Here is a 22124-nt window from a genome sequence, read left to right as displayed (position 1 = left end):
ATCGGGGCTCCTCAGCTCCGTCGGTTCGGTTGATCGTTGCCCGGTTCGGGGGCTCGTCCCTTGCGCAGACCGGCGCGGTATCGCGACAGCATCTGGCGGACTTCGTCCGGCGACCGGTTGGCCGCAGGTGCGATTTGCGACGACGGTGACGTCGCCGAGCTCGCGCCCGGCGAGTACTTCGACTCCTCGGGCACATCGATCTGCTTGGGGGTGCGGCGGATCAGCCCTGCGCTGGTGACCTGGGGCGACACGGTCCCGACGGCAGCGGGATCGCGGGTCGGCAGCGGCGGAGGTGCGGTGGGCGGATCGGCCTCAGGTGCCGTCGGCGTGCGCTGGGGCAAGCTCGAACCGGCGTCGATCGGGGCGAAGAGGTCGGCGGCCGGATCGCTCGGGGCTGCGGGAACGCCGGCCGGGCTGCCGAAGGCGGCGAACAGATCGCCGTCGGCCGGTGCGGCCGGTGCGGCCGCCGCGGGCGTCTGTGGCTCGGGTGAAGCCTGGGGCGTCTTCGGCTGGCGGGTCGGCAGTTTGGCCAGCCCGTCGTTCGATGCGTCGACCGGCTCGGGTGTGGTGTCGGGGGTCTCGGCCGCCGCGGCGGGGGCGTCGAAGACCGGTGGACCACCGAAGAACGGGTTGGCCTGGAGCTCGTCCGGCAACGGGGTCGGCTCGGCGAGGGCTTCGAGGCCGAACGCTTCCGAGGGGACCGGGTCCATCGTGGATGCCGGTTCGTCGGTCGGGTCCTCCACCGAGACGACGTCGGCGATCTCATCGGCCGTCGGTGCGTCGATGCTCTCGTCGCCTCGACCCACCATCTCGGACGGAATCGTGATGACGGCGGTGACACCGCCCTCGGCGCCGGAGGCCAGCTGCACGGTGACGCCGAGTCGATGGGCGAGCCGAGACACGACGGTGAAGCCCAGTGAACGGCTCAGGTCGAGGCCGACGAGAGGCGGCTCGGCCAGGGTCTTGTTGGCAGTGGCGATCTGCTCCGCGCTCATGCCGATGCCCCTGTCGGTCAGCGTGAGCTGATAGCTGTCGTCGGCGATGCGGTAGCCGACGACTTCGACGCTGACATCGGGGGGTGAGAACTGTGTCGCGTTCTCCATCAGCTCCGACATCAGGTGCGCGAGGTCGACGGCGACCGAACCGGCCACGGTCGAGGAGTCGACATCCATGAGCTGGATACGGCTGAAATCCTCGATCTCGCCCATGGCCACACGGAGCACGTCGGCGATCTCGACCGGGCGGCCGCGTCGACGGGTCGGCTCCGCGCCGGCCAGCACGAGCAACGACTCCGCGTTGCGGCGCATGCGGGTGGCGAGATGGTCGAGCCGGAAGAGGTTCTCGAGCTGGTCGGGGTTCTCTTCTCGCGATTCGAGCTGGTCGATGAAGTCGATCTGGCGGTCGAGGAGGCTCTGGTTGCGTCGGGCCAGGTTCACGAAGATGTCCGCGATGCCTCGGCGGAGCAGATCGGTCTGCTCCTCGGCCACGTCGATCGTCACCTGCTGGATCTCGGAGATGGCGTGGGCGAGCTGGGCGACCTCGTCGCGCCCCTTGGCCTCGATCGGCGTGAGCACGGGGGCCTCGGCCCGACCGGCGCTGCGCATCGACTCGACGAGTGCGGGCAGCTCCTCGGCCGACAGTTGCTCTGCGCTCCGGGTCAGACGGATGAGGGGCCGGCTGATGGAGCGCCCGATGATGACCGCCATGACGAGGGCGAGCAGCACCACGGATCCCGCCAGGATGAGGAACGACTGGGCTTCCTCGTTGGCGGTCGCGGCTTCATCCTGGGCCCGCAGGGTCGCGTCCGAGGCCAGGTCGCCGATGATGTCGTTGAGGCCCCGCAGCTGGGCTTCGCCCTGCTCGAGCCATGCGAGCGCGCCGCCCTCGGTCGTTCCGCCGATGTAGCTCTGGATGTCGGCGACCGTGTCGATACGGGTGAGTGCGTTCGGGATGACGCCGCTGTTCTTCAGGCGCTCGAGACTCGTCAGGTAGGCGGCGTCGGCGCTGGCCGAGAAGGCGAGTGTGCTGTTCTCGGCGTTGCGTTCGGCTTCCGAGATGAGGGTCACCGCAACGGCGCTGAGCTGGTCCTGGAAGATCGCCTCCGAACCCACGGAGGTGATGGTCGCATAGGCGGATTGCATCCGGATCAGCTCGTTGAGGTCGGTCAACGATCGCAACAGGTCGAGGTCCCCGGCCTGGCCGGCCAGAGCGATGGTGGCATCGTCGATGGCACGGCTGGCGCCGGCGAGGAGCGTGCCCATGACGGCGTCGGACCCGCGTTCGGTGGACAGCGTGGTCGGGAGTCGTTCGGCGAGGTCATCGAACTCGGCGACGAGCTGCGCATCGGACAGTTCCCCGCGGGCGTTGTCGATGGCGTCGATCCATCGCGCGAGCTGGGCGTTGGTCTGCGCCCGCTCGGCGGTGAGGACGTCGTCGCCCTCGACGAGGCCACGTTCGAGTTCGAGGACCCGGATGCGTTCGATCTGGATCGACAGGGAGAGATCGGCGCCCGCGTCGGCAAGTTCGGCGATGCGGGCCTCACCCTCCTGGAAGTCGGTCCGCTCCGTGCGATCGACGATGCCGGAATATGCGAACACCATGACGGCGACGAGCGGCGTAGCGAGCAGCAGCAGGAGCTTGCCTCGAACCTTGATCCTCTTGAGCATGCGGACGGCCTCTGAGCGTCAGAGCACCCGTGGTGGTGCCTCCCGGCTCAGGTCGGCCGTCCGGGCGCAGAGTTGAGGTCTCCGAGGATTCCGGCCCGGTGAAGTTGGTCCGTTCGGCCCACTCGGGCCGCGACGGCTACCGAAGCGGGGCCGCGGTCGGCAGGATCGGTGCCGGCAATTGGGTCTCGTCCATCAGCCAGGTATCGACCGCGGCGGCTGCGGAGCGGCCCTCGGCGATCGCCCAGACGATGAGGCTCTGGCCCCGTCCCATGTCGCCGCAGACGAAGACACCGTCGACGTTGGTGGCCCAGGAATCGTCGCGAACGACATTGCCCCGGCCGTCGAGCTCCACGCCGAACTGCTCGGTCAGCGCACCCTGCTCGGGCCCGGTGAAGCCCATGGCCAACAGCACCAGCTGCGCCGGGAAGTCCTGCTCCGAGCCGGCGATCGGCTCGAAGCTCATCCGGCCGTCCTCGAACACCTGCTCGACCCGTACCGTCCGCAGGTGCGCCACGTTCCCGTCGTCGTCGCCGACGAACTCGACCGTGTTGATGGCGTACTCCCGCTCGCCGCCCTCCTCGTGGGCGGAACTGACCCGGTAGATCACCGGCCATGTCGGCCACGGGTTCGCGTCGGGTCGCTCGTCGGGCGGGCGGGGCATGATCTCGAACTGGTGGATCGATGCCGCGTTCTGGCGCAGCGAGGTGCCGAGACAGTCGGCGCCGGTGTCGCCGCCTCCGATGATGATGACGTCCTTGCCCTCGGCCGAGAGGGTCGGGGCGTCGAGGTCGCCCTCCTGGACGTGATTGGCGATCGGGAGGAACTCCATCGCCTGATGGATTCCGCCCAGCTCGCGCCCCGGAATCGAGAGGTCGCGCGCCTGGGTTGCGCCGCAGGCCAGCACGACGGCATCGTGCTCGGCGCGCAGTTCGTCGGCCGAGACGTCGACGCCGACACTGATGTTGCAGCGGAACTCGGTTCCCTCGGCCTCCGTCTGCTGGAGCCGACGGTCGAGATGGCGCTTCTCCATCTTGAACTCCGGGATGCCGTAGCGCAGCAGTCCACCCGGCCGGTCGGCTCGTTCGTAGACGACGACCCGATGGCCGGCCCGCGTCAGCTGCTGGGCCGCTGCGAGTCCGGCTGGGCCGGACCCGACCACTGCGACGGACTTGCCCGTCGAGACGACCGGGATCTCCGGCTTGACCCACCCTTCGGCCCACGCGCGGTCGATGATCTCGACCTCGATGCGCTTGATCGTCACCGGGGGTTCGTGGATGCCGAGCACACACGCGGTCTCGCACGGGGCCGGGCAGAGCCGGCCGGTGAACTCGGGGAAGTTGTTGGTGGCGTGGAGCCGGTCGATCGCGTCGCGCCAGTGCCCCCGGTACGTCAGATCGTTCCAGTCGGGGATGATGTTGCCCAGTGGACAGCCGTTGTTGCAGAACGGGATGCCGCAGTCCATGCAGCGGCTGGCCTGCTCGCGCAGTTTCTCCTCGGGAAACGGGTCGTAGACCTCTTTCCAGTCCCGCAACCGGACCGGAACGGGTCGGCGGGTCGGGAGCTCACGGTCGTGCTTCAGAAATCCTCGTGGGTCGCCCATCGTCTGCTCCTCAGCCTCGCGAGGCGGCCATGATCGCCTCGGTTTCGTCTTCTCCGGCCTCACGGGCTGCAGCGGCGGCCTCGAGCACCCGGCGGTAGTCGGTGGGCATCACCTTCACGAACTCGCCGGCCGTGGTGCCCCAGTCGGCCAGGATCCGGGCCGCCACCTCGCTGCCGGTCTCGTGACGGTGCTTCTCCACCCGGTCGCGCAGCCACGCGAGGTCCTCGTCGTCGAGGGTTTCGAGATCGACCATCTCGTGGTTGACCCGTGCGGGGAAGACCCCATCGGGATCGTGGACGTAGGCGATGCCGCCGCTCATGCCGGCGGCGAAGTTGCGTCCGGTCGGGCCGAGAATGACGGCTCGACCGCCGGTCATGTACTCGCATCCGTGGTCGCCGACCGCCTCGACGACGGCGATCGCGCCGGAGTTGCGGACACAGAAGCGTTCGCCGACGACCCCGCGCAGGAAGGCCTCTCCCCCGGTGGCGCCGTAGAGGATCACGTTGCCCGCGATGACGTTCTCCTCGGCGAGGAACCGCGCGTCGTCGGACGGACGCACGACGATGCGGCCGCCGGACAGACCCTTGCCCACATAGTCGTTGGCGTCGCCGCTCAGTCGCAGCGTGATCCCGCGTGGCAGGAACGCACCGAAGCTGTTGCCGGCCGAGCCGGTGAAGTTCACGACGATCGTGTCGTTCGGCAGGCCGGCACCACCGTGCCTCGTGGTGACCTCGAAGCCGAGGAGGGTGCCGACGGTGCGGTTCACATTGCGGATCGGGATGTCGATCGTCACCGGACGACCGTCGGTGAGCGCACCCTCGGCGAGCTGGATGAGCGTCTGATCGAGGGCCCGTTCGAGACCGTGGTCCTGGTCTTTCCACTGGTGTCGACGCGACTCCCGGGCGATCTCGGGAAGGAACAGGATCGGCGACAGATCGAGTCCGTCGGCCTTCCAGTGCTCGACGGCATCGGTCACGTCGAGCGCCTCGACCTGACCGATGGCCTCGTCGAGGTTGCGGAAGCCGAGCTCGGCCATCAGCTCGCGGACTTCCTCGGCGATGAACTCGAAGAAGTTGACCACGAACTCCGGAGTTCCGGAGAACTTCGCTCGCAGCTCGGGGTTCTGGGTCGCGACGCCCACCGGGCAGGTGTCGAGGTGGCAGACCCGCATCATCACACAGCCCATGACGACGAGCGGCGCCGTGGCGAATCCGAACTCCTCGGCACCGAGCAGCGCCGCGATCATCACATCACGGCCGGTCTTGAGCTGGCCGTCGCATTGGACCACGATCCGGTCGCGGAGGTCGTTGAGCAACAGCGTCTGCTGGGTCTCGGCGAGGCCGAGTTCCCAGGGTCCGCCCGCGTGCTTGATCGAGGTCTGCGGGGAGGCACCGGTCCCGCCGTCGTGCCCGGAGATCAGGACGACATCGGCGTGGGCCTTGGAGACGCCCGCGGCGACGGTGCCGACGCCGACCTCGGCGACGAGCTTGACGTGGATCCGGGCCTTCGGATTCGCGTTCTTCAGATCGTGGATCAGCTGGGCGAGATCCTCGATCGAATAGATGTCGTGGTGGGGCGGAGGCGAGATGAGCCCGACGCCGGGTGTGGAGTGCCGGGTCTCGGCGATCCACGGATACACCTTGTGGCCGGGCAACTGGCCGCCTTCGCCGGGCTTGGCGCCCTGCGCCATCTTGATCTGGATGTCGTCGGCGTTGACGAGGTACTCGCTCGTCACTCCGAAGCGTCCGCTCGCCGCCTGCTTGATGGCGCTACGGCGAAGGTCGCCGTTCTCGTCCGGCGAGAACCGTCGGGCATCCTCTCCGCCCTCGCCGGTGTTGGACTTCGCCCCGATTCGGTTCATCGCGATGGCGAGGGTCTCGTGCGCCTCCGCAGAGATCGACCCGTAGCTCATCGCTCCGGTCGAGAAGCGGCGCACGATCGACTCGACGGACTCGACGTCCTCGAGCGGAACGGACGGGCGTTCGGCGGAACGGAGCTTGAACAGGCCACGGAGCGTGCCCAGGTTCTTGGCCTGGTCGTTCACCCTGCTGGTGTATTCCTTGAAGATGTCGTAGCGGCCCTCACGCGTGGCGTGCTGCAGTTTGAAGACGGTTTCGGGGTTGAACAGGTGGTATTCACCCTCGCGGCGCCACTGGTACTCGCCGCCCACCTCGAGCGTGCGGTGGGCCCGCTCGGTGGGGTTGCTCGGGAAGGCGAGCCGGTGGCGGGTCGCGACCTCTTCGGCGAGGACGTCGAGGCCGACGCCGTCGAGTCGACTCACGGTGCCCGTGAAGTACTCGTCGACGACCGACGAGTGCAGGCCGATGGCCTCGAAGATCTGTGCACCGGTATACGACGCCACCGTCGAGATCCCCATCTTCGACATCACCTTGAGGATCCCGGTACCGGCGGCCTTCACGAAGTTGCGGTGGGCGGTGTCGCGATCCATCGACGGGTCGAGGCCGTGGTCGCCGTTGGCGATCATCTCGTCGATGGTCTCGAACGCCAGATACGGGTTGATCGCGTTGGCGCCGTAGCCGATCAGCAGACAGATCTGGTGACACTCCCGGACGTCGCCGGTCTCGACGACGAGTCCGGCCCGGGTGCGGGTCTGCTCACGCACGAGGTGGTGATGGAGCCCGCTGGTGGCGAGCAGCGACGGGATCGCCGCCATCGTCTCGTTGGTTCCGCGGTCGGACAGGATGAGCACGGTGGCGCCGGCCGCGATCGCGGCCGATGCCTCCATCCGGACCCGCTCGATCGCGGCGGCGAGGCCGTCGGCGCCGTCGGCCACGGGATAGAGGGTCGAGATGATCTCGGATCGGAAGCCGTCCGGGCCGTCGCTGCCGTCGAGAGCGGCGAGGCGGGCGAGGTCCTCGTCGACGATAACCGGGTTGTCGAGGTGGATCGTGCGACATGAGTCGGGTTGTGGGTCGAACAGGTTCCCCTCGGGACCGATCCGGGCGAAGGTCGAGGTGATGATCCGCTCGCGGATCGCGTCGAGCGGCGGGTTGGTCACCTGGGCGAAGAGCTGCTGGAAGTAGTCGCCGAGTTGGCGCGAACGCTTCGAGAGCACGGCGATCGGGGTGTCGGTGCCCATCGAACCCATCGCCTCGTAGCCGTCCCTTGCCATCGGTGCGATGAGGAGCTTCTTCTCCTCGAGGGTGTAGCCGAAGGTCTGCTGGCGCTGGACCAGTGTCCCCTCCTCACCGCGGCGTGGTGTTCCCTCGGGGAGGTCGTGGAGCGTGACGAGGTGCTGATCGAGCCACTCGCCGTAGGGCCGCGCCGCGGCGATGCGGGCCTTGATCTCGTCGTCGCGGACGATCCGTCCCTCTTCGGTGTCGATGAGGAACATCCGACCGGGCTGGAGTCGGCCCTTCTCGACCACCTTGCTCTGGGGGATCTCGACGACGCCGACCTCACTCGCCATGATGACGAGGCCCTCGTCGGTGACCCAGTAGCGCGATGGGCGGAGTCCGTTGCGGTCGAGCACCGCGCCCATGACGCGACCGTCGGTGAAGGCGATGGAGGCGGGGCCGTCCCACGGCTCCATCCGGGTCGCGTTGTACCGATAGAACGCCTTGGGGCCGGCGTCCATCTCCTCGTGGTGTTCCCACGGTTCGGGGATCATCATCAGCACGGCCTCTTCGAGCGGAATCCCGCCGAGGACCAACAGCTCGAGCGCCTCGTCGAGGCCCGCGGTGTCGGATGCTCCCGGAGTGCAGATCGGGAACGCCCGCTCGAGCCCGGGAAGGTTCGGCGTGGACAGCAGCGCCTCGCGGGCCCGCATCCAGTTGCGATTGCCCTGAATCGTGTTGATCTCACCGTTGTGGGCGACGATCCGGTAGGGATGGGCCAGCGGCCACGACGGGAAGGTGTTGGTCGAGAACCGGGAATGGACCAGTGCGAGTGCGCTCTCGACGCGCTCATCGGTGAGGTCGGGATAGAACGCCGCCAGCTGAGGGGTGGTCAGCATGCCCTTGTAGACGATCGTGCGGCTGCTGAGCGACGGGAAGTAGACGCCGTCGTGGGTCTCGGAGGCGCCGCCCATGGCTTCGTTGAGCTCGTCGGCGCCGGCGGGGACGGAGATCTCGTGTTCGATGCGCTTGCGGGCGATGAAAGCCGGCCGATCCAGGGCGATGCCCGAGAGCGGCGCACCGTCGGCGTCGTAGCCGCGAACGAAGACCTGACGAAACGTCGGAATCGTCATCAGCGACGCCGAACCCAGCATCGACTCGTCGGTGGCGACGTCGCGCCAGCCGAGAACCTCGAGCCCCTCCTCGTCGAGGATGCGCTCGACGGCTTCCGCCGCGATCATCGCCACGGCCTTGTCCTGCGGGAGGAAGGCGATGCCGGTGGCGTATTCGCCCTTCGGTGGCAGTTCGAACGGCAGCACGTCGCGATAGAACCGATCGGGCACCTGGATGAGGATTCCGGCGCCGTCGCCCGTGTTGATGTCGGCGCCCTGGGCGCCACGGTGCTCCATGTTGCACAGTGCACCGATGCCGGTCATGACGATGTCGTGGGTGGCCCGGCCGTGCATGTCACAGACGAAGCTCACACCGCACGCGTCGTGCTCGTGGCGGGGGTCGTACAGGCCTTGACGGGGTGGCAGATCGCCAGCCATGGGGTCTCCTCGGGTTCTCCAACGTCCGGGCATGACTGCCCGGTGCACTATGGAGCAGGGACGACGTTGGCCCGGCTGCCAGGACGGGAAATCGTACCGATTCCCCGCTGGGGACGACCAACTCGGGCCGCCGGTGGGTCATCATAGGCCGATGCGTGCTCCCGACCTCTCGATTTCTCGGCGGCTCCTCGGCCTGCTCGACGAGTCCCCCACCCCGTTCCACGCGGTCGCCACCGTGGCGCGCGAGCTGACCGACGCCGGCTTCGCCGAATTCACGCCGGGGACACCGATTCCGGTCCGGGGGCGATGCTTCACCCGCCGCGGGGGTTCCCTGGTCGCGTGGGTCGTCGACGATGCCCACCGGGCATCGAGCCCCGTGCGGGTGATCGGTGCCCACACCGACAGCCCCAACCTGCGCATCAAGCCGCAGCCCGAGGCCGGGGATCGCCGCTGGCGTCAGTTGGGCGTCGAGATCTACGGCGGCGCACTGCTCAACTCCTGGCTGGATCGCGACCTCGGAATGGCGGGGTGCGTCGTCGTCCGCGACGGCGACGAGGCGAGGTCGATGCTGTTTCGCGACGATCGCCCCCTGCTGCGGGTGCCGCAACTCGCCGTCCATCTCGACCGCGAGATCAACGACAAGGGGCTGCTCCTCGACCGGCAGCGCCACATGGTGCCCATCTGGGCTGCCGGTCCCGAGGCCCCGGCGTTCCCGGTGTACCTGGCCGAACAACTCGACGTGGCTCCCGACGAGGTCCTCTCCTGGCAGGTGATGGCCCACGATCTGACCCCAGCGGCGCTCACCGGGCTCGACGAGCAGTTCCTCGCCTCCGGTCGGATCGACAACCTTCTCTCGTGCTTCGTGGGGCTCGATGCGCTGCTCTCGGTGGCCGACGATCCCGGACCCTCGATTCCCATGTTGTGCCTGTTCGACCACGAGGAGGTCGGCAGCGTGAGCAGCACCGGGGCCGGGTCTCCCCTGCTCGGTGACCTCATCGACCGGATCGGGGCGGTGCTGGGCGGCGATCTCGAGGATCGGGCCAGGAGCAGGACCTCGAGCCTTCTGGTGTCGGCCGATGGCGCCCACGCAACCCACCCGAACTACGCCGACCGGCACGAGCCCGGCCACATGGTCGAGGTCAACGGCGGCCCGGTACTCAAGGTCAACGCGAACCAACGCTACGCGACCGATGCCGAGACGGCAGCCGCCTTCACGCTCGCGTGCGAGCGGGCCGAGGTGCCGATGCAGCGCTTCGTCACTCGCACCGATCTGGCCTGCGGATCGACCATCGGCCCCGTTTCCGCAGGTCAGCTGGGTATCGCGGTCGTCGACGCCGGCTGTGCCCAGCTGGCCATGCACTCGGCCCGCGAAATGGCCGGGAGCCACGATCCGGGGTGGTTCCGGGCGGCCCTGACGGAGCTGCTCAGCGCCTGAGGCGGTCGTTCAGCGCCCGATACGACGCCGCGAACATCAGGAGCATCGGGAAGATCTCGAGCCGCCCGATCAGCATCAGGAGCGCGAGTACCAGCCGGGCGGGCTGCGAGAATGCATCGGAGAAGGACGCAGTGGGTCCCGCCTCGCCCAATCCCGGACCCATGCCGCCCAGCGAACCGACGACGCTGCCGACCGACGTCTCGAAGTCGCCGCCGAGGGACGTGACGACGACGATCCCGAGCACGACGAGCAGGACGTAGAGGACGAAGAATCCGGCCATACGGGAGACGATGTCCTCGTCGACGGGGGTTGTGCCGTGCTTGACGACGAGGACGCCCCGGGGCTGCTGGGTGCGGCGAATCGACCGCAGGGCATGGGCGAAGAGCACCTGGACGCGCATCACCTTGATACCGCCCGACGTCGACCCGGTACACGCGCCGACGGAGAACATGAACAGCAGCAGGATCTGCGCCGCCGGAGCCCACATGACGAAGTCGCCGTGCGCGCCGGGACCGGTCGCGTTGCCGTAACCCGTGCTGGTGGCCAGCGAGATGACGTTGAAGGCGCCGAATCGCAGCGACGTGGCGAAGGCGAGTCCGTCATCGAGCCAAAGCGCCAGTGCCACCAGGCCGACGACGACGGTCACCATCACGGCGTAGCCCCGGAACTCGGGGTCACGGACGTAGGCGCGCCGGTCGCCCCGGGCGACCCGCCAGTGGAGCGCGAAGTTGGTCCCGCCGAAGAGGAGACCGGCCATGATCACGATCTCGACCGCGACACTGTCGTAGTAGCCGATCGACTGGGAGTAGGGGGAGAATCCGCCGGTGGACGTGGCGGAGAGGGCGTGGGCAACACTGTCGTAGAGCGTCGGGCCGGGAGTGAGCCAGAGCGCGACGATCATCACGACGGTGAACATGAGGTAGATGGTCCACAGTCGGCGTGCCGTCTCCGACACCCGGGGTGCGAGACGATCCGACGACGGGCCGGGTGCTTCGGCCGTCATGAGGTCGAGTCCGCCGACACCGAGGAACGGGAGCACGGCGACGGCGAGAACCACCATCCCCATGCCGCCGTACCACTGGGTGAACTGGCGATACATCATGAGGCCGCGTCCGGGAGTCTCGAAGTCGATGAGCGCGGTCGACCCGGTGCACGAGAAGCCTGACGCCGACTCGAACAGGGAGTCGACGATCTGTTCGACGAGATCGACGCCCGGCAGTGCGAACGAGCCGGCCAGCACGTAGGGAACCGCTCCGATCACGGTCATCGCGAGCCAGGTCCAGCCGACCGCCGCGAAGACGTCACGGCTGCGCACGCCCCCCGTCGTCGTGAAGCGCCAGAGCGTGAAACCGATCGTGGCGCACACGAGGGTGGACACGAGCATCGGTGTGGTGTCGCGATTGGTCGACAGCGCCTCGAGCAGGGTGCACAGACCGAGCCCGACCGAGAAGACGCCGACCGAGATGCCGATCAGATGCAGCGGCGTGCTCGGGTGCCCGCGATCGGGTTGCGACAGCTTTGCGCCGACCGTCGTGGCGCTGGTGAGCGGTGTGGTCATCGCCGCACCGCCCGGGCCAGTCGACGCGATCGGCGCTGGACGGAGCGTCGGACGCGAACGAGCCACGCGAGACCCAGGAGCAGCGGGAGCACGCTGAGTCTTCCGGCCAGCATGAACGGGACCAGCAGGACACGGGCCGGCGCAGAGAAGTCGCCGAGGTCGCCGAAGGCACCGGGGCCGACGCCCGGCCCGAAGGTCGAGAGCACCGAGATGCCCGTGTACAGCGCGTCGATGACGCCCAACCCGGCCGCCGCGAGGACGACGGCCGCCAACGCGCACAACCCGAGATGGGCGATCTGGTAGCCCGTCATTCCTTCGAGAGTGCCTTCGTCGATGGGCGTGCCGCTCTGCTTGACCACCACCACCGACTGGGGATCGAGCTGGCGACGCAGTTCTCTCGAGCTGAAACCGAGGAGCATCCAGGCGCGTGCGACATGGAGTCCCCCTCCCGCCCCGCCCGACATCGCTCCGGTGGCGACGAGCATGAGCAGGACCATGAGAACGGACCCGTCGAGGACGGTCCAGTCGTTCACGGCGAAGCCGGTGGTCGTCACGGCGGAGACCGTCGTGAAGATCGCGTCGGTCGCCGCGATCCCGTCGGCGAAGAGGAACACGACGAGCGAGCCGCCTGCCAGGATTCCGAGGTATGCCCGCAGTTCGGTGCTGCGCCACACCGGCTCGATCCGGCCGCGAATGGCCCACCACATCACGACATAGCTCGTGCCGGCGATCGTCATTCCGATGACCGCGACCAGACGGGCCCCGGTCCCGAGGCCGGCGAACGAATCGGGTTCCGACGAGAAGCCGCCAGTGGAGATGGTGGTCAGCGCATGGATCACGCTGATGCGCGGGCTGAGGCCGACGATCGCGTATGCGACCGCGAGAACGGCGGTCAATGTCGCGTAGATGGTCAGGATGCGTCGGCGCCCGATGGTCGCCGTGGGTGCGATGCGCACGCCGGTGTCGCGGGGGTCGTCGCTCGTCCGGATCGTTCCGCGGAGCGCGAGTGGCAGCGCGACGACGCCGGCGAGGATCCCGAGGAGGCCGCCGATCCACTGTGTCGCCGCACGCCAGAGCTGTACCGCGACCGAGAGTTCGTCGTGGTTCACGGTCGTGAGGTTGGTGCTGCTGAAACCGGCCGCCGACTCCACGAGGGCGTCGTCGACTCGCCCGATCCCTCCGGTGACGAGGTAGATGCCGGTTCCGATGACGACGAGCACGAGCCACGTGAGCGCGAGTCCGCCGAGCACGCGACCCGGCGCCGGTCGATGCCGGCGTTCGAGTGAGCGGTGACCGAGTACGCCGATGCCGGTCGCCAGGAGCCCGGTGATGACCAGCGCGACTGCATCGCCGCGATCGTCGAATGCGCCGCCGAGGCCGGACAGCATCGCGCCGATCCCGAGCAGGAGCAGGCCGTCGGTGACCGCCAGTCGGGAATACGACTGCGGCCGACCGAACCCGCTGCTCCCCTGGCGAGGCCCGCGCCGGACCCTTGCGGGCTGGTAGCTCACCCCAGTACTCGGTGGACCTCGTCGACCGCCGTCGGCATGGCGAAGACGACAATGTGATCACGTCCCCGGAGCCGGCTGCGACCGCGGGCGATCTGGGGCTTCCCGTCACGGACGAACGCACCGATCAGCACGTCCTTTGGGAGTCCGAGATCTTTCACGAGTGCACCGTCGGCGGGGCTGTTGATCGCCACTTCGAGTTCCAGCACTTCGGCTTCGCCCTGGAGGAACGTCGCGACGGCGGCGACGCCACCGCGCACGAAACGGAGGACCCCGTTGGCCGTGGCGGTGCGGGGCGAAAGGGCGACGTCGATGCCGGCCTGGCCGAGCAGGGTGAGCAGTGCCAGGCGATGCACCATCGCGACGGTCTCGCCGGCACCGGCGGACTTCGCGTAGAGGCAGGCGAGGATGTTGGCGTCGTCCTCGCCGGTCAGGGCGACGACCATGTCGTAGCGTCCGATGTCGGCCTCTTCGAGGAGGTCGGCGTCGGCAATGTCGCCTTCCAACACCAGGACGTCGTCGAGGTTCTCGGCGAGGGTGCGGGCCCGCTCGGGGTTCCGCTCGACGATGACCACCTCGACGCCCCGCGCGGTCAGCCGCTCGGCGAGGATCTCGGCCGTGCGTCCGCCGCCGAGCAGCATGAGTCGGTTCAGTCGACCGTGGTCGAGCCCGAGCAGCTGCATCACGGATCGCCGGGCCCGTCGCTTGATCGCGACCCGGAGATGATCGCCAGCCTCGAGACCGTGGTCCTTGCGCGGGATGATCGTTTCGTCGCCGCGGCTGATCGAACCGACGACGAAGTCCCAGTCGGGTTCGAACTCCTCGCCGATGTCCTTCAGGGTTCGCCCGACCAGCGGCGATTCCGCCGGAAGTCGCGCCCCGATCACGATGACCTCGCCGCCCGCCATGTAGGCGACCTCGTCGGCCCCGGGGAAGTCGAGCAATTCGAGGACCTCTGCGGCCGCTTCGGCATCGGGATCGATGACGAGATCACCGCCGGATGCGTCGCGTACGGCCTGCGCTTCGGGCGAGCGGAGGTCGGCGGCCTCGATACGGACGACGGTCCGCTCGACTCCGATGGACTTCGCGAGCAGTGACGCGATCAGGTTCACCTCGTCGTTGCTGGTGACGGCGACCAGCAGGTCGGCCTGCTCGACGCCGGCCTTGCGGAGGGTGCGCGGGTGGGTGCCGCTCCCCCGCACCGTCAGCACGTCGAGGCCGTCGGCCAGCTGACGGAGCCGGGAGTCGTCGAGATCGATGATCGCCACGTCGTGCCCCTCGCGACTCAGACGATCCGCGACATATGAGCCGACCTCTCCGGCACCGACGACGATGACATGCACAGCGAATTTCTAGCCGGTCGGGCGAGAAAGCGGTCAGATGGCGGGATCGAGGGCGCCGGGACGAAACTCGAGGATCTCGTCCTCGGTGACCACTGCGTCCACTCGGACGTCCCAGTCCTCCGACGGGATCGCCGTGACCTGCTGGAACGAGTGTGCGATGCCGATGACGACCGGTCGATCGGGCCCGCAGGCCGTGAGCGCGCGATCGTAGAACCCACCACCCTGGCCGAGTCGGTTGCCGAGCGCATCGAACGCGACGAGCGGCGCCAGCACCACATCGTGCAGGCCGAGTGGGACACGTTCGCCGGCGAGCGGTTCCGGGATACCGAACGAACCGGGCACCACCGCGTCTTCCGGTCGCCATCGGATGAACTCGAGGTGTTCGCCGCTGACGCGAGGCACGGTGATCGACGCGCCCCGTTCGGCGAGCAGGATCAGTGACGCATCGATGTCGAGTTCGCCCCGCACCGCGCGGTACCCCGCAACCAGGCCGGCGCGCCGGAGCACGGGGATCCGGGCCAGCCGGGCCATCACGGCCATCGATGCGGCCGCCTGATCGTCGTCGTCGAGGTCGGCGCGCTGTCGGCGCAGTTCGAGGCGCAGTGTTGATCGGGCCGCGGCAGTGTCGCTCACGGCTCGCACGGTATCGGCCACTTCCCCCGGCTCGAAGGGGCCGTTCGGCCCGAACGCGCAGAACGGGAGCCCCGGAGGGCCCCCGTTCCGACTCGTCTCGCGCGGAGTGGCGAAACGCTTGGGGCTAGACGAAGGCGCTGGCGAACACCAGCGACACGATGGTCATCACCTTGAGCAGGATGTTCATCGCAGGACCGGAGGTGTCCTTGAAGGGATCGCCCACGGTGTCGCCGACGACGGCTGCCTTGTGCGGATCGCCGCCCTTGCCGCCATGGGCACCGGCCTCGATGTACTTCTTGGCATTGTCCCAGGCACCGCCGGCGTTGGCCATGAAGATGGCGAGGGCGAAACCGGTCACGAGGGCGCCGGCGAGCAGGCCGCCGAGTGCGTTGACGCTGATGAATCCGGTGATCAGGGGGACGACCACCGCAAGTGCGCCCGGAATGATCATCTCTCGCAGCGACGCCTCGGTCGAGATCGCGACGCAGCGGGCGGAGTCGGGGACCACACCCTCCTTGCCCTCCCGCAATCCGGGGATCTCGCGGAACTGGCGACGAACTTCCTCGATCATCGCGTTGGCGGCTCGGCCGACGGCGTCGATGGTGAGGGCGGCGAAGAGGAAGGGCAGACCGGCACCGATGAACAGGCCGATGAACACGTCGACCTCGCCGACGTTGAGATCGAGGAACTCCGTGCCGTCGCTGGCCTGGGCGATCGCGAACTCGAAGCTCTTGAACAACGCCAGGGCGGTGAGGGCGGCCGAACCGACGGCGAACCCCTTGGCCACTGCCGCGGTGGTGTTGCCGAGTGAATCGAGCGCGTCGGTGACTTCGCGGACCGAAGGATCGAGTTCGGCCATCTCGGCGATGCCACCGGCGTTGTCGGCGATCGGGCCGTAGGCATCGACGGAGACGACGACGCCGGTGGTGGCCAGCATGCCGATTGCAGCGACGGCGATGCCGTAGATGCCGCCGAAGCCGTTGGGCAGCTCGCTGCCGAGCGTCTGCTCGCCGCCCCAGTAGGCGATGCCGACGCCCACGACGATGAGCAGGACCGACGACGCCACGGAGACCATGCCGGCACTGATGCCGGCGAGCACCGTGGTGGCGGGGCCGGTTTCGGACTGGGACGCGATCTTCTTGACCGGGGCGAAGTGTTCGGAGGTGTAGTACTCGGCGGTCTTGCCGAGGGCCCAACCGATGACGAGGCCACCGATGACGGAGATCGCGAGGCCGTACGGGGCCTCCTCGGCGAAGTCGTTGCTGTCGCCGAACATCCAGTAGGCGACACCGACCGTCGCAACGGCAGTGATGCCCATGGCCACGTTGGTGCCGAGGTGCAGGGCCTTGCTCAGCGCCTTCGAGTCGGTGCTCTCGCCGCCCTTCACGAGGAAGGATCCGATGATCGAGGCGACCATGCCCACGAAGGCGATCGCCATCGGGAAGGTCAGCAGCGACACGATGCCGACGGAGTCGGCGTCCTCTGCGACGAGGGCGAACGCGAACGCGGTCACCGAGATCGGGGCGATGATCGAGCCGGCGTACGACTCGAACAGGTCAGCGCCCATGCCGGCGACGTCGCCCACGTTGTCGCCGACGTTGTCGGCGATGGTGGCGGGGTTGCGCGGGTCGTCCTCGGGGATACCGGCCTCGACCTTGCCGACGAGGTCGGCGCCGACGTCAGCGGCCTTGGTGTAGATGCCGCCGCCGACGCGGGAGAACAGGGCGATCGAGGATGCGCCGAGCCCGTAGGCGGTGACGATCTCGAAGGCATCGTCGACCTGGGCCCAGACCACGAAGATCAGGTACACGAGCATCAGGCCACCGAGGGCGAGACCCGCCACCGAGAAGCCCATGACCGCACCGCCGCGGAAGGCGATCGGGAGCGCCTTGCCCGGCCCGTCCTTCGCCGCTTCGGTGGTGCGAGCGTTGGCCATCGTCGCAACCGTCATACCGGCGTAGCCGGCGGATGCCGAGAGGGTCGCACCGATCAGGTAACTCACGGCGGCGAGCGGCGTGATGACGATCGCCAGCAGGATCATCATGATGACGACGAACACCGAGACCCAGGTGTACTCCTGCTTCAGGAACGCCCTGGCGCCCTTCTGGATCTCCTCCATGAGGAAGACCATCCGGTCGTTGCCCGGGGGTGCGGCCTCGACGGCCTTGTAATAGAAACCGGCCAGTACGAGCCCGGCCAATGCCGAGATCAGAGCCAGATAGGGAACGGCGCTCACGAATACTCCTGTTCGTCGCCTCGTGGAACGGCTCGCCGGATGTGGCGAGCCGCGTCAAAGACCGGGACACGCTATCCAGTCGCGTGGCGGGACGCCCAATTCACCACGATGTCGCCCAACTGACGCGCATGGTCGGGATTCGAGAAGAGGTGATCGGCCCCCTCGACACAAGCGAGGTCGGCCGCTCCCGCGGTCGCGAGCGCCTGCGTCTGCTCCGGTCCGACGACGTCGTCGTCGCCCGCTTCCACCACCAGCATCGGGCGACCGAGGTGGGCAGCAGCCTCGAGGACGTCGTGGTCGTCGAGGTCGGCGAGGAACTGCGGGTCCAGCTCGAACGGGCGTCCGCCCACCGAGATCGCGAATCGGCTGTCGTGAGCCGAGGCATCGTCGGGCAGGAGGTGGCGGACATGGTCCACATCGGACGGCGACGCGATGCAGATCACCGCATCGACCGTGTGGAGTGACGAAGCGGCCAGCACGGCGGCGGTGCCGCCGAGGCTGTGGCCGAGCAGGAGGCAGGGTCCGATGTCGCGCTCGAGCATCGCGACCGCCGCTCGGCGGAGATCGCCGACGTTGGTGCTCACCGACGACGCCGCGAAGTCGCCGGCACTCTCCCCCAGGCCGGTGAAGTCGAAGGTGAAGGTGATCCACCCGGCTTCGGCCATCCGTCTCGCGAGCCGAGTGATCGTGTGCAGGTCCTTCGAGCACGTGAAGCAGTGCGCCATCAGGACGCTGCCACGAACCGGACCGCCGGGACGTCGCACGGCTGCGGAGAGTTCGGCGCCGGCGCCTCCGACGAAGGTGAACTGCTCGGCCTCCACGCCCGCGATGCTAGGGCGTACGGCGTGTCCGCGGCCCGATCCCACGCTGCGTGTTCGTGATCATGTCGCAGCGTCGAACTTTGGTGACGGTCCCGTAACGAACGCAGGCTCGTCATGGGTGCGGGACGGAGAACGCCGATGGGGAGCCACGGACATCCGATGGACGGAACGCACCGGGAGGTACACCATGCTCTCGATCAGACGAGCGACACCGACAACTCCCGTCGTCAGCGGCGGCTGGGCACAGCTCCTGGAGAGCGAGGAACGTCATGCAGCGGCGCAGGGCTTCGCCGCCGGCGTGCTCGTGATCAACTTCAGCGGCGAGCTCCTGCGTCACGTCGACGACGACACGCGAGCGCTCACCGAGGCCGCGGTGTTGTCGATCATCGAACGTCGTCTCGGGTGGACCGACCGATCCGAGGCCATCGCGCCCGGCCGGTTGGGCGTCGTCGTGGTCCCGATCGATGGTGCCCTGGCGTTGTCGCGCCGAGCGCGTGAACTGCATCGCGACCTTCGGTCGTGTGGTCTCGACGTCGACGTCGCCTACAGCATCCGTCGGCGTGCCGGAGGGCTTGCGTCCGCGGCGGCCCGTGCCGATGCCGCGCTCGACACCGCCCTCGCCCGACGGGCCGGCGGAAAGATCTGACGCTCCCCTGCCGTCCGCCTGCGGCGGTCTGGCCCGGGTGGGCCAGACTGTCGAGGTGGAGATCGACGAGGCACGGCGAATCCTCGGCGTCGACGCGACCGCCGACGAGCAGACGCTGCGCGCCGCCCACCGACGCCAGATCCGTCGCGCCCACCCCGATGCCGGAGGCTCGGCGGCCGCCGCAGCCGGCGTCAACGCCGCGTGGGCGCTGCTGCGTGACCATGATCCGGCTGCCCCTCCGCCCGCGGATGCCGGTCCCCGCGCCCCGAGGCCGACACCGGTGTCGGCCGAACGGCCACCCGATGTCGACGGCTACTACCGAGTCGACGTCGAGCCGGGCGAACTCCTCGCTCGTCTCGCCGAGGCCGGCCATGCCGTGGGTGAGGTGGTCTTCGTCGATCCGCACGGCGGCATCCTCGAGATCGTCGTCGGCGAGGCGCCGGCGGTCGGGCAGCTCGCGGCAACCGTCGGGGCGACCTCCGGCGCGGGGACGGAGGTCGCGTTCACTCTCGAACCGTTGGGCGTCACGCCGGCGCCGCCGATCGGGCCGATCGTCGACGCGCTGATGGCCGCGGTCAGGCGCTGATGTCGAGGACGGTGCGGATGCCGTCGGCGGCGTGGAGCAGGCCGATGCCCTCGTTGACCTGCGACAACCCGAGTCGATGGCTGACCATGCCGGCGAGGTCGAGACTGCCGTTGCGGTAGAGGTCGAGCAGCAGCGGGATGTCGCGGTCGGGCCAGCAGTGGCCGAGGAGGCTGCCGATGAGTCGCTTCTGCAACGTCATGAACAGCACCGCTGCGTTGATGGTGACGTTCTCCTCGATGGGCGACGCTCCCACCATGACGGTTGTTCCGCCCACCCGCGTGCTCGCGATGCCCTCCTCGACGAGCGCAGCCCGGCCCGCGGCCTCGAACGCGTAGTCGACACCGGCACCCGACGTCGCATCGGCGACCGCGGCCGTGAGCTCGCCGCTGGTCGGATCCACGAGATGGGTCGCGCCGAACCCGGACGCAGCCTCTCGTCGTGCCTCGACCGGGTCGGACACGATGATGGTCGTGGCGCCGGCGATGCGGGCCCCCTGCACGATCGCCTGGCCGATGCCGCCGAGCCCCATGACCAGTACGGAACTCCCCCGTTCGACCTTCGCCGTGTTGAACACGGCACCGACGCCGGTCTGCATGGCACAGCCGATGACGCAGGCGATGTCGAGTGGGATGTCGTCGGGGATCTTCACCGCGCCGCTCGCGCTGATCACGGTCTGCTCGGCGAAGCCCCCGACACCGAGACCTCGGTAGACGGGCGAACCGTTGCGCGAGAACGGTGTGGAGCCGTCGGGTCGCGTGTTGGCGGAGAACGAAAGGGCGTCGGGGCACGCGGTCGCCTCGTGACGGGCACACGCCGGGCAGTGGCCGCAGGGAGCGAGGGGGGTGAGCATCACATGGTCGCCGACCCGGAGATGGGTCACGCCGGGCCCGACCGCCTCGACGATTCCTGCGGCTTCGTGGCCCAGCACCGCGGGCACGGCGTAGCCGCCTTCCTGCACGGTCACGTCGCTGTGGCAGATCCCGCAGTTGGACACGCCGACGAGCACCTCACCGGCTCGGGGTTCCTCGATGTCGAGATCGTCGACGATCTCGAGTGGAGCATTCGGACCGGTGAGCAGTGCGCCGCGCATCTGCGAGAACCTAGTGGTGGTAGCTCGGATCGTCAGTTCCGGCGCGGCCGGCCAACATCGAGTCCGGCACGCGCCACCAGTCTCCCGCCCGGTCGATGCGCGACCAGTCGGTGACCGACACGCGACGCTGGATCCGCCAACGCGGAGCGCCGTCGGTGGTGTGCGGGTCGGTGGTGAACGTGTCGAGGTAGCGAAACCCGGTCACGAGGTTGCGATGGTCGGGGCCGCCCTCGGTCCGGTGCGACGCGATGCCGTAGGTCTCGACGATCGCCTCGTCCGCGGATCGGAAGTCGAACGACGACTGGCCGAGGAAGTGGAATGTCGAGTCGTAGCCGTCGAGGAGATCGAAACACCAGTCGAGGAAGTCGTCGACCGAGCGCGGTCCCGTTCCGTGGTCGTCGGTCGCATTGTCGAGGAAGCACCCCCGCACGAGTGGCCGGTCGCGGCGATCGATGCCGCGGCAGTACGCGGCGAGGACATCGCGTATCGCCTCGCGGGCGGTGGGTTCGTGGGTCACGTGTCGCTCCCGGTGGTCGGGCCGAGGTGTCGGAGCACCATGGCGGCACAGCGGTGGCCGGCGTGGGTCGCGGCGACCGGATCCGCTCCGGACGCACGCGACCGGAGGAACCCGGCGAGGAAGCCGTCGCCCACACCGGTGCGGTCGAGGAGATCGTCGACGGGCGTGACCTCGACGGCGCGGGCGCCGTCGCGGTCGATCACGAGGGTCGGGCGGCGACCGTTCGTGACCACCGTGGTCGCAGCACCGACGATGCCCTCTCGAGGTGAGAGCCCGAGGGCCGAGTGTTCGGCGCGGTCGAGCACCACGTGCACGGGTTCGACGGCGGCGCACAGGGCCAGGAAGCCGTCGGCACCGAGACTCTCGAGATCGGTGACGGACGGGCCGCCGATCGTGACAGGGACGCTGGCGTCGGCGGCCTCGCCGAGGAGTTGATCGATCGCGCTCGCGAACGGATCCTCGGTGAAGGCCGACCCGGCGATGTACAGCTGGCTCGCCTCGTCGAGACACTCGGGCTCGATGATCGACAGTCGACGGCTGGCGCCCCGGTCGATCAGCCGACTCCGTCCGCCGCGTCCGACCATCGTGATGATCACCCCGGTGCCACCGGCGAACGACGCATGGACGGCGACGCCGCGCCGTCGGAGGTCCTCGACGAGGGTGTGGCCGACGTGGTCGTCGCCGACCTGGCCCACGAAACGCGGTCGTCCCCCGAGCTCAGCGGTCAGCGCGGCGACATTGCTCGCGCTGCCGCCCCGGACCCGAGCGGCGCGAACGACGCGGTCGCCGCCTCGGACGGGGTCGTCGCGGAGACGTACGAGCACCTCCTCGAGCAGATCGCCGACGCAGACAAGCACG

15 protein-coding genes are annotated in these 22124 nt (G+C 68.8%); 3 read left to right on the top strand and 12 right to left on the bottom strand.

Annotated features, from left to right (window positions below; all coding sequences use genetic code 11):
• Positions 1-11: 11 nt before the first annotated feature.
• The 3 genes from R2707_03975 to gltB form a co-directional block, all read right to left on the bottom strand.
• Positions 12-2666, bottom strand: a complete 2655-nt coding sequence (locus tag R2707_03975) for an ATP-binding protein (protein MEZ5244231.1) — start codon at positions 2664-2666, stop codon at positions 12-14.
• A 136-nt stretch (positions 2667-2802) separates the two neighbouring features.
• Entirely contained in the window at positions 2803-4266 is a 1464-nt protein-coding gene (locus R2707_03970; GenBank protein MEZ5244230.1) for a glutamate synthase subunit beta, read from the bottom strand.
• 10 nt (positions 4267-4276) lie between these two features.
• Positions 4277-8893: a glutamate synthase large subunit gene (gene gltB, locus R2707_03965; protein MEZ5244229.1), complete on the bottom strand. Its 4617-nt coding sequence runs from the start codon at positions 8891-8893 to the stop codon at positions 4277-4279.
• A 151-nt stretch (positions 8894-9044) separates the two neighbouring features.
• Here gltB and R2707_03960 point away from each other — a divergent pair, with 151 nt between their 5' ends.
• Complete coding sequence (locus tag R2707_03960) at positions 9045-10328, top strand: M18 family aminopeptidase (protein ID MEZ5244228.1); 1284 nt, start codon at positions 9045-9047, stop codon at positions 10326-10328.
• On the opposite strand, the gene R2707_03955 is transcribed toward R2707_03960, so the two are convergent.
• The 6 genes from R2707_03955 to R2707_03930 form a co-directional block, all read right to left on the bottom strand.
• Positions 10318-11886, bottom strand: a complete 1569-nt coding sequence (locus R2707_03955; protein ID MEZ5244227.1) for a TrkH family potassium uptake protein — start codon at positions 11884-11886, stop codon at positions 10318-10320. The two genes, R2707_03960 and R2707_03955, sit on opposite strands and share 11 nt — an antisense overlap.
• Positions 11883-13397: a potassium transporter TrkG gene (locus tag R2707_03950; protein ID MEZ5244226.1), complete on the bottom strand. Its 1515-nt coding sequence runs from the start codon at positions 13395-13397 to the stop codon at positions 11883-11885. The genes R2707_03955 and R2707_03950 overlap by 4 nt, the downstream gene beginning before the upstream one ends.
• Positions 13394-14737: a Trk system potassium transporter TrkA gene (gene trkA / locus R2707_03945; protein MEZ5244225.1), complete on the bottom strand. Its 1344-nt coding sequence runs from the start codon at positions 14735-14737 to the stop codon at positions 13394-13396. Before trkA ends, R2707_03950 begins: the two co-directional genes overlap by 4 nt.
• Before the next feature lie 33 nt (positions 14738-14770).
• A complete protein-coding gene (locus R2707_03940) occupies positions 14771-15370 on the bottom strand; it encodes a 5-formyltetrahydrofolate cyclo-ligase (protein MEZ5244224.1) in 600 nt (199 codons plus the stop codon).
• A gap of 124 nt (positions 15371-15494) precedes the next feature.
• Entirely contained in the window at positions 15495-17606 is a 2112-nt protein-coding gene (locus tag R2707_03935) for a sodium-translocating pyrophosphatase (GenBank protein ID MEZ5244223.1), read from the bottom strand.
• 71 nt (positions 17607-17677) lie between these two features.
• Positions 17678-18427: an alpha/beta fold hydrolase gene (locus R2707_03930; protein MEZ5244222.1), complete on the bottom strand. Its 750-nt coding sequence runs from the start codon at positions 18425-18427 to the stop codon at positions 17678-17680.
• 187 nt (positions 18428-18614) lie between these two features.
• Between R2707_03930 and R2707_03925 the strand changes: the two genes are divergently transcribed.
• Entirely contained in the window at positions 18615-19073 is a 459-nt protein-coding gene (locus R2707_03925) for a hypothetical protein (GenBank protein MEZ5244221.1), read from the top strand.
• Between the two features lie 55 nt (positions 19074-19128).
• Positions 19129-19659 carry a J domain-containing protein gene (locus tag R2707_03920; protein MEZ5244220.1) on the top strand — a complete coding sequence of 177 codons (531 nt, stop codon included), beginning with the start codon at positions 19129-19131 and terminating at the stop codon, positions 19657-19659.
• Here the strand turns inward: R2707_03920 and R2707_03915 are convergent.
• The 3 genes from R2707_03915 to R2707_03905 are packed head-to-tail and all read right to left on the bottom strand — an operon-like array spanning position 19649 to position 22123.
• Positions 19649-20749, bottom strand: a complete 1101-nt coding sequence (locus R2707_03915) for a Zn-dependent alcohol dehydrogenase (GenBank protein MEZ5244219.1) — start codon at positions 20747-20749, stop codon at positions 19649-19651. The two genes, R2707_03920 and R2707_03915, sit on opposite strands and share 11 nt — an antisense overlap.
• A 10-nt stretch (positions 20750-20759) precedes the next feature.
• Positions 20760-21266, bottom strand: a complete 507-nt coding sequence (locus R2707_03910; GenBank protein ID MEZ5244218.1) for a nuclear transport factor 2 family protein — start codon at positions 21264-21266, stop codon at positions 20760-20762.
• Positions 21263-22123 carry a carbohydrate kinase family protein gene (locus R2707_03905; GenBank protein ID MEZ5244217.1) on the bottom strand — a complete coding sequence of 287 codons (861 nt, stop codon included), beginning with the start codon at positions 22121-22123 and terminating at the stop codon, positions 21263-21265. The genes R2707_03910 and R2707_03905 overlap by 4 nt, the downstream gene beginning before the upstream one ends.
• Position 22124 lies beyond the last annotated feature (1 nt).

The organism is Acidimicrobiales bacterium (assembly GCA_041394245.1).
Taxonomy (GTDB): Bacteria; Actinomycetota; Acidimicrobiia; order Acidimicrobiales; family Aldehydirespiratoraceae; genus JAJRXC01.
This window is presented reverse-complemented; position numbering and strand designations above follow the sequence as displayed.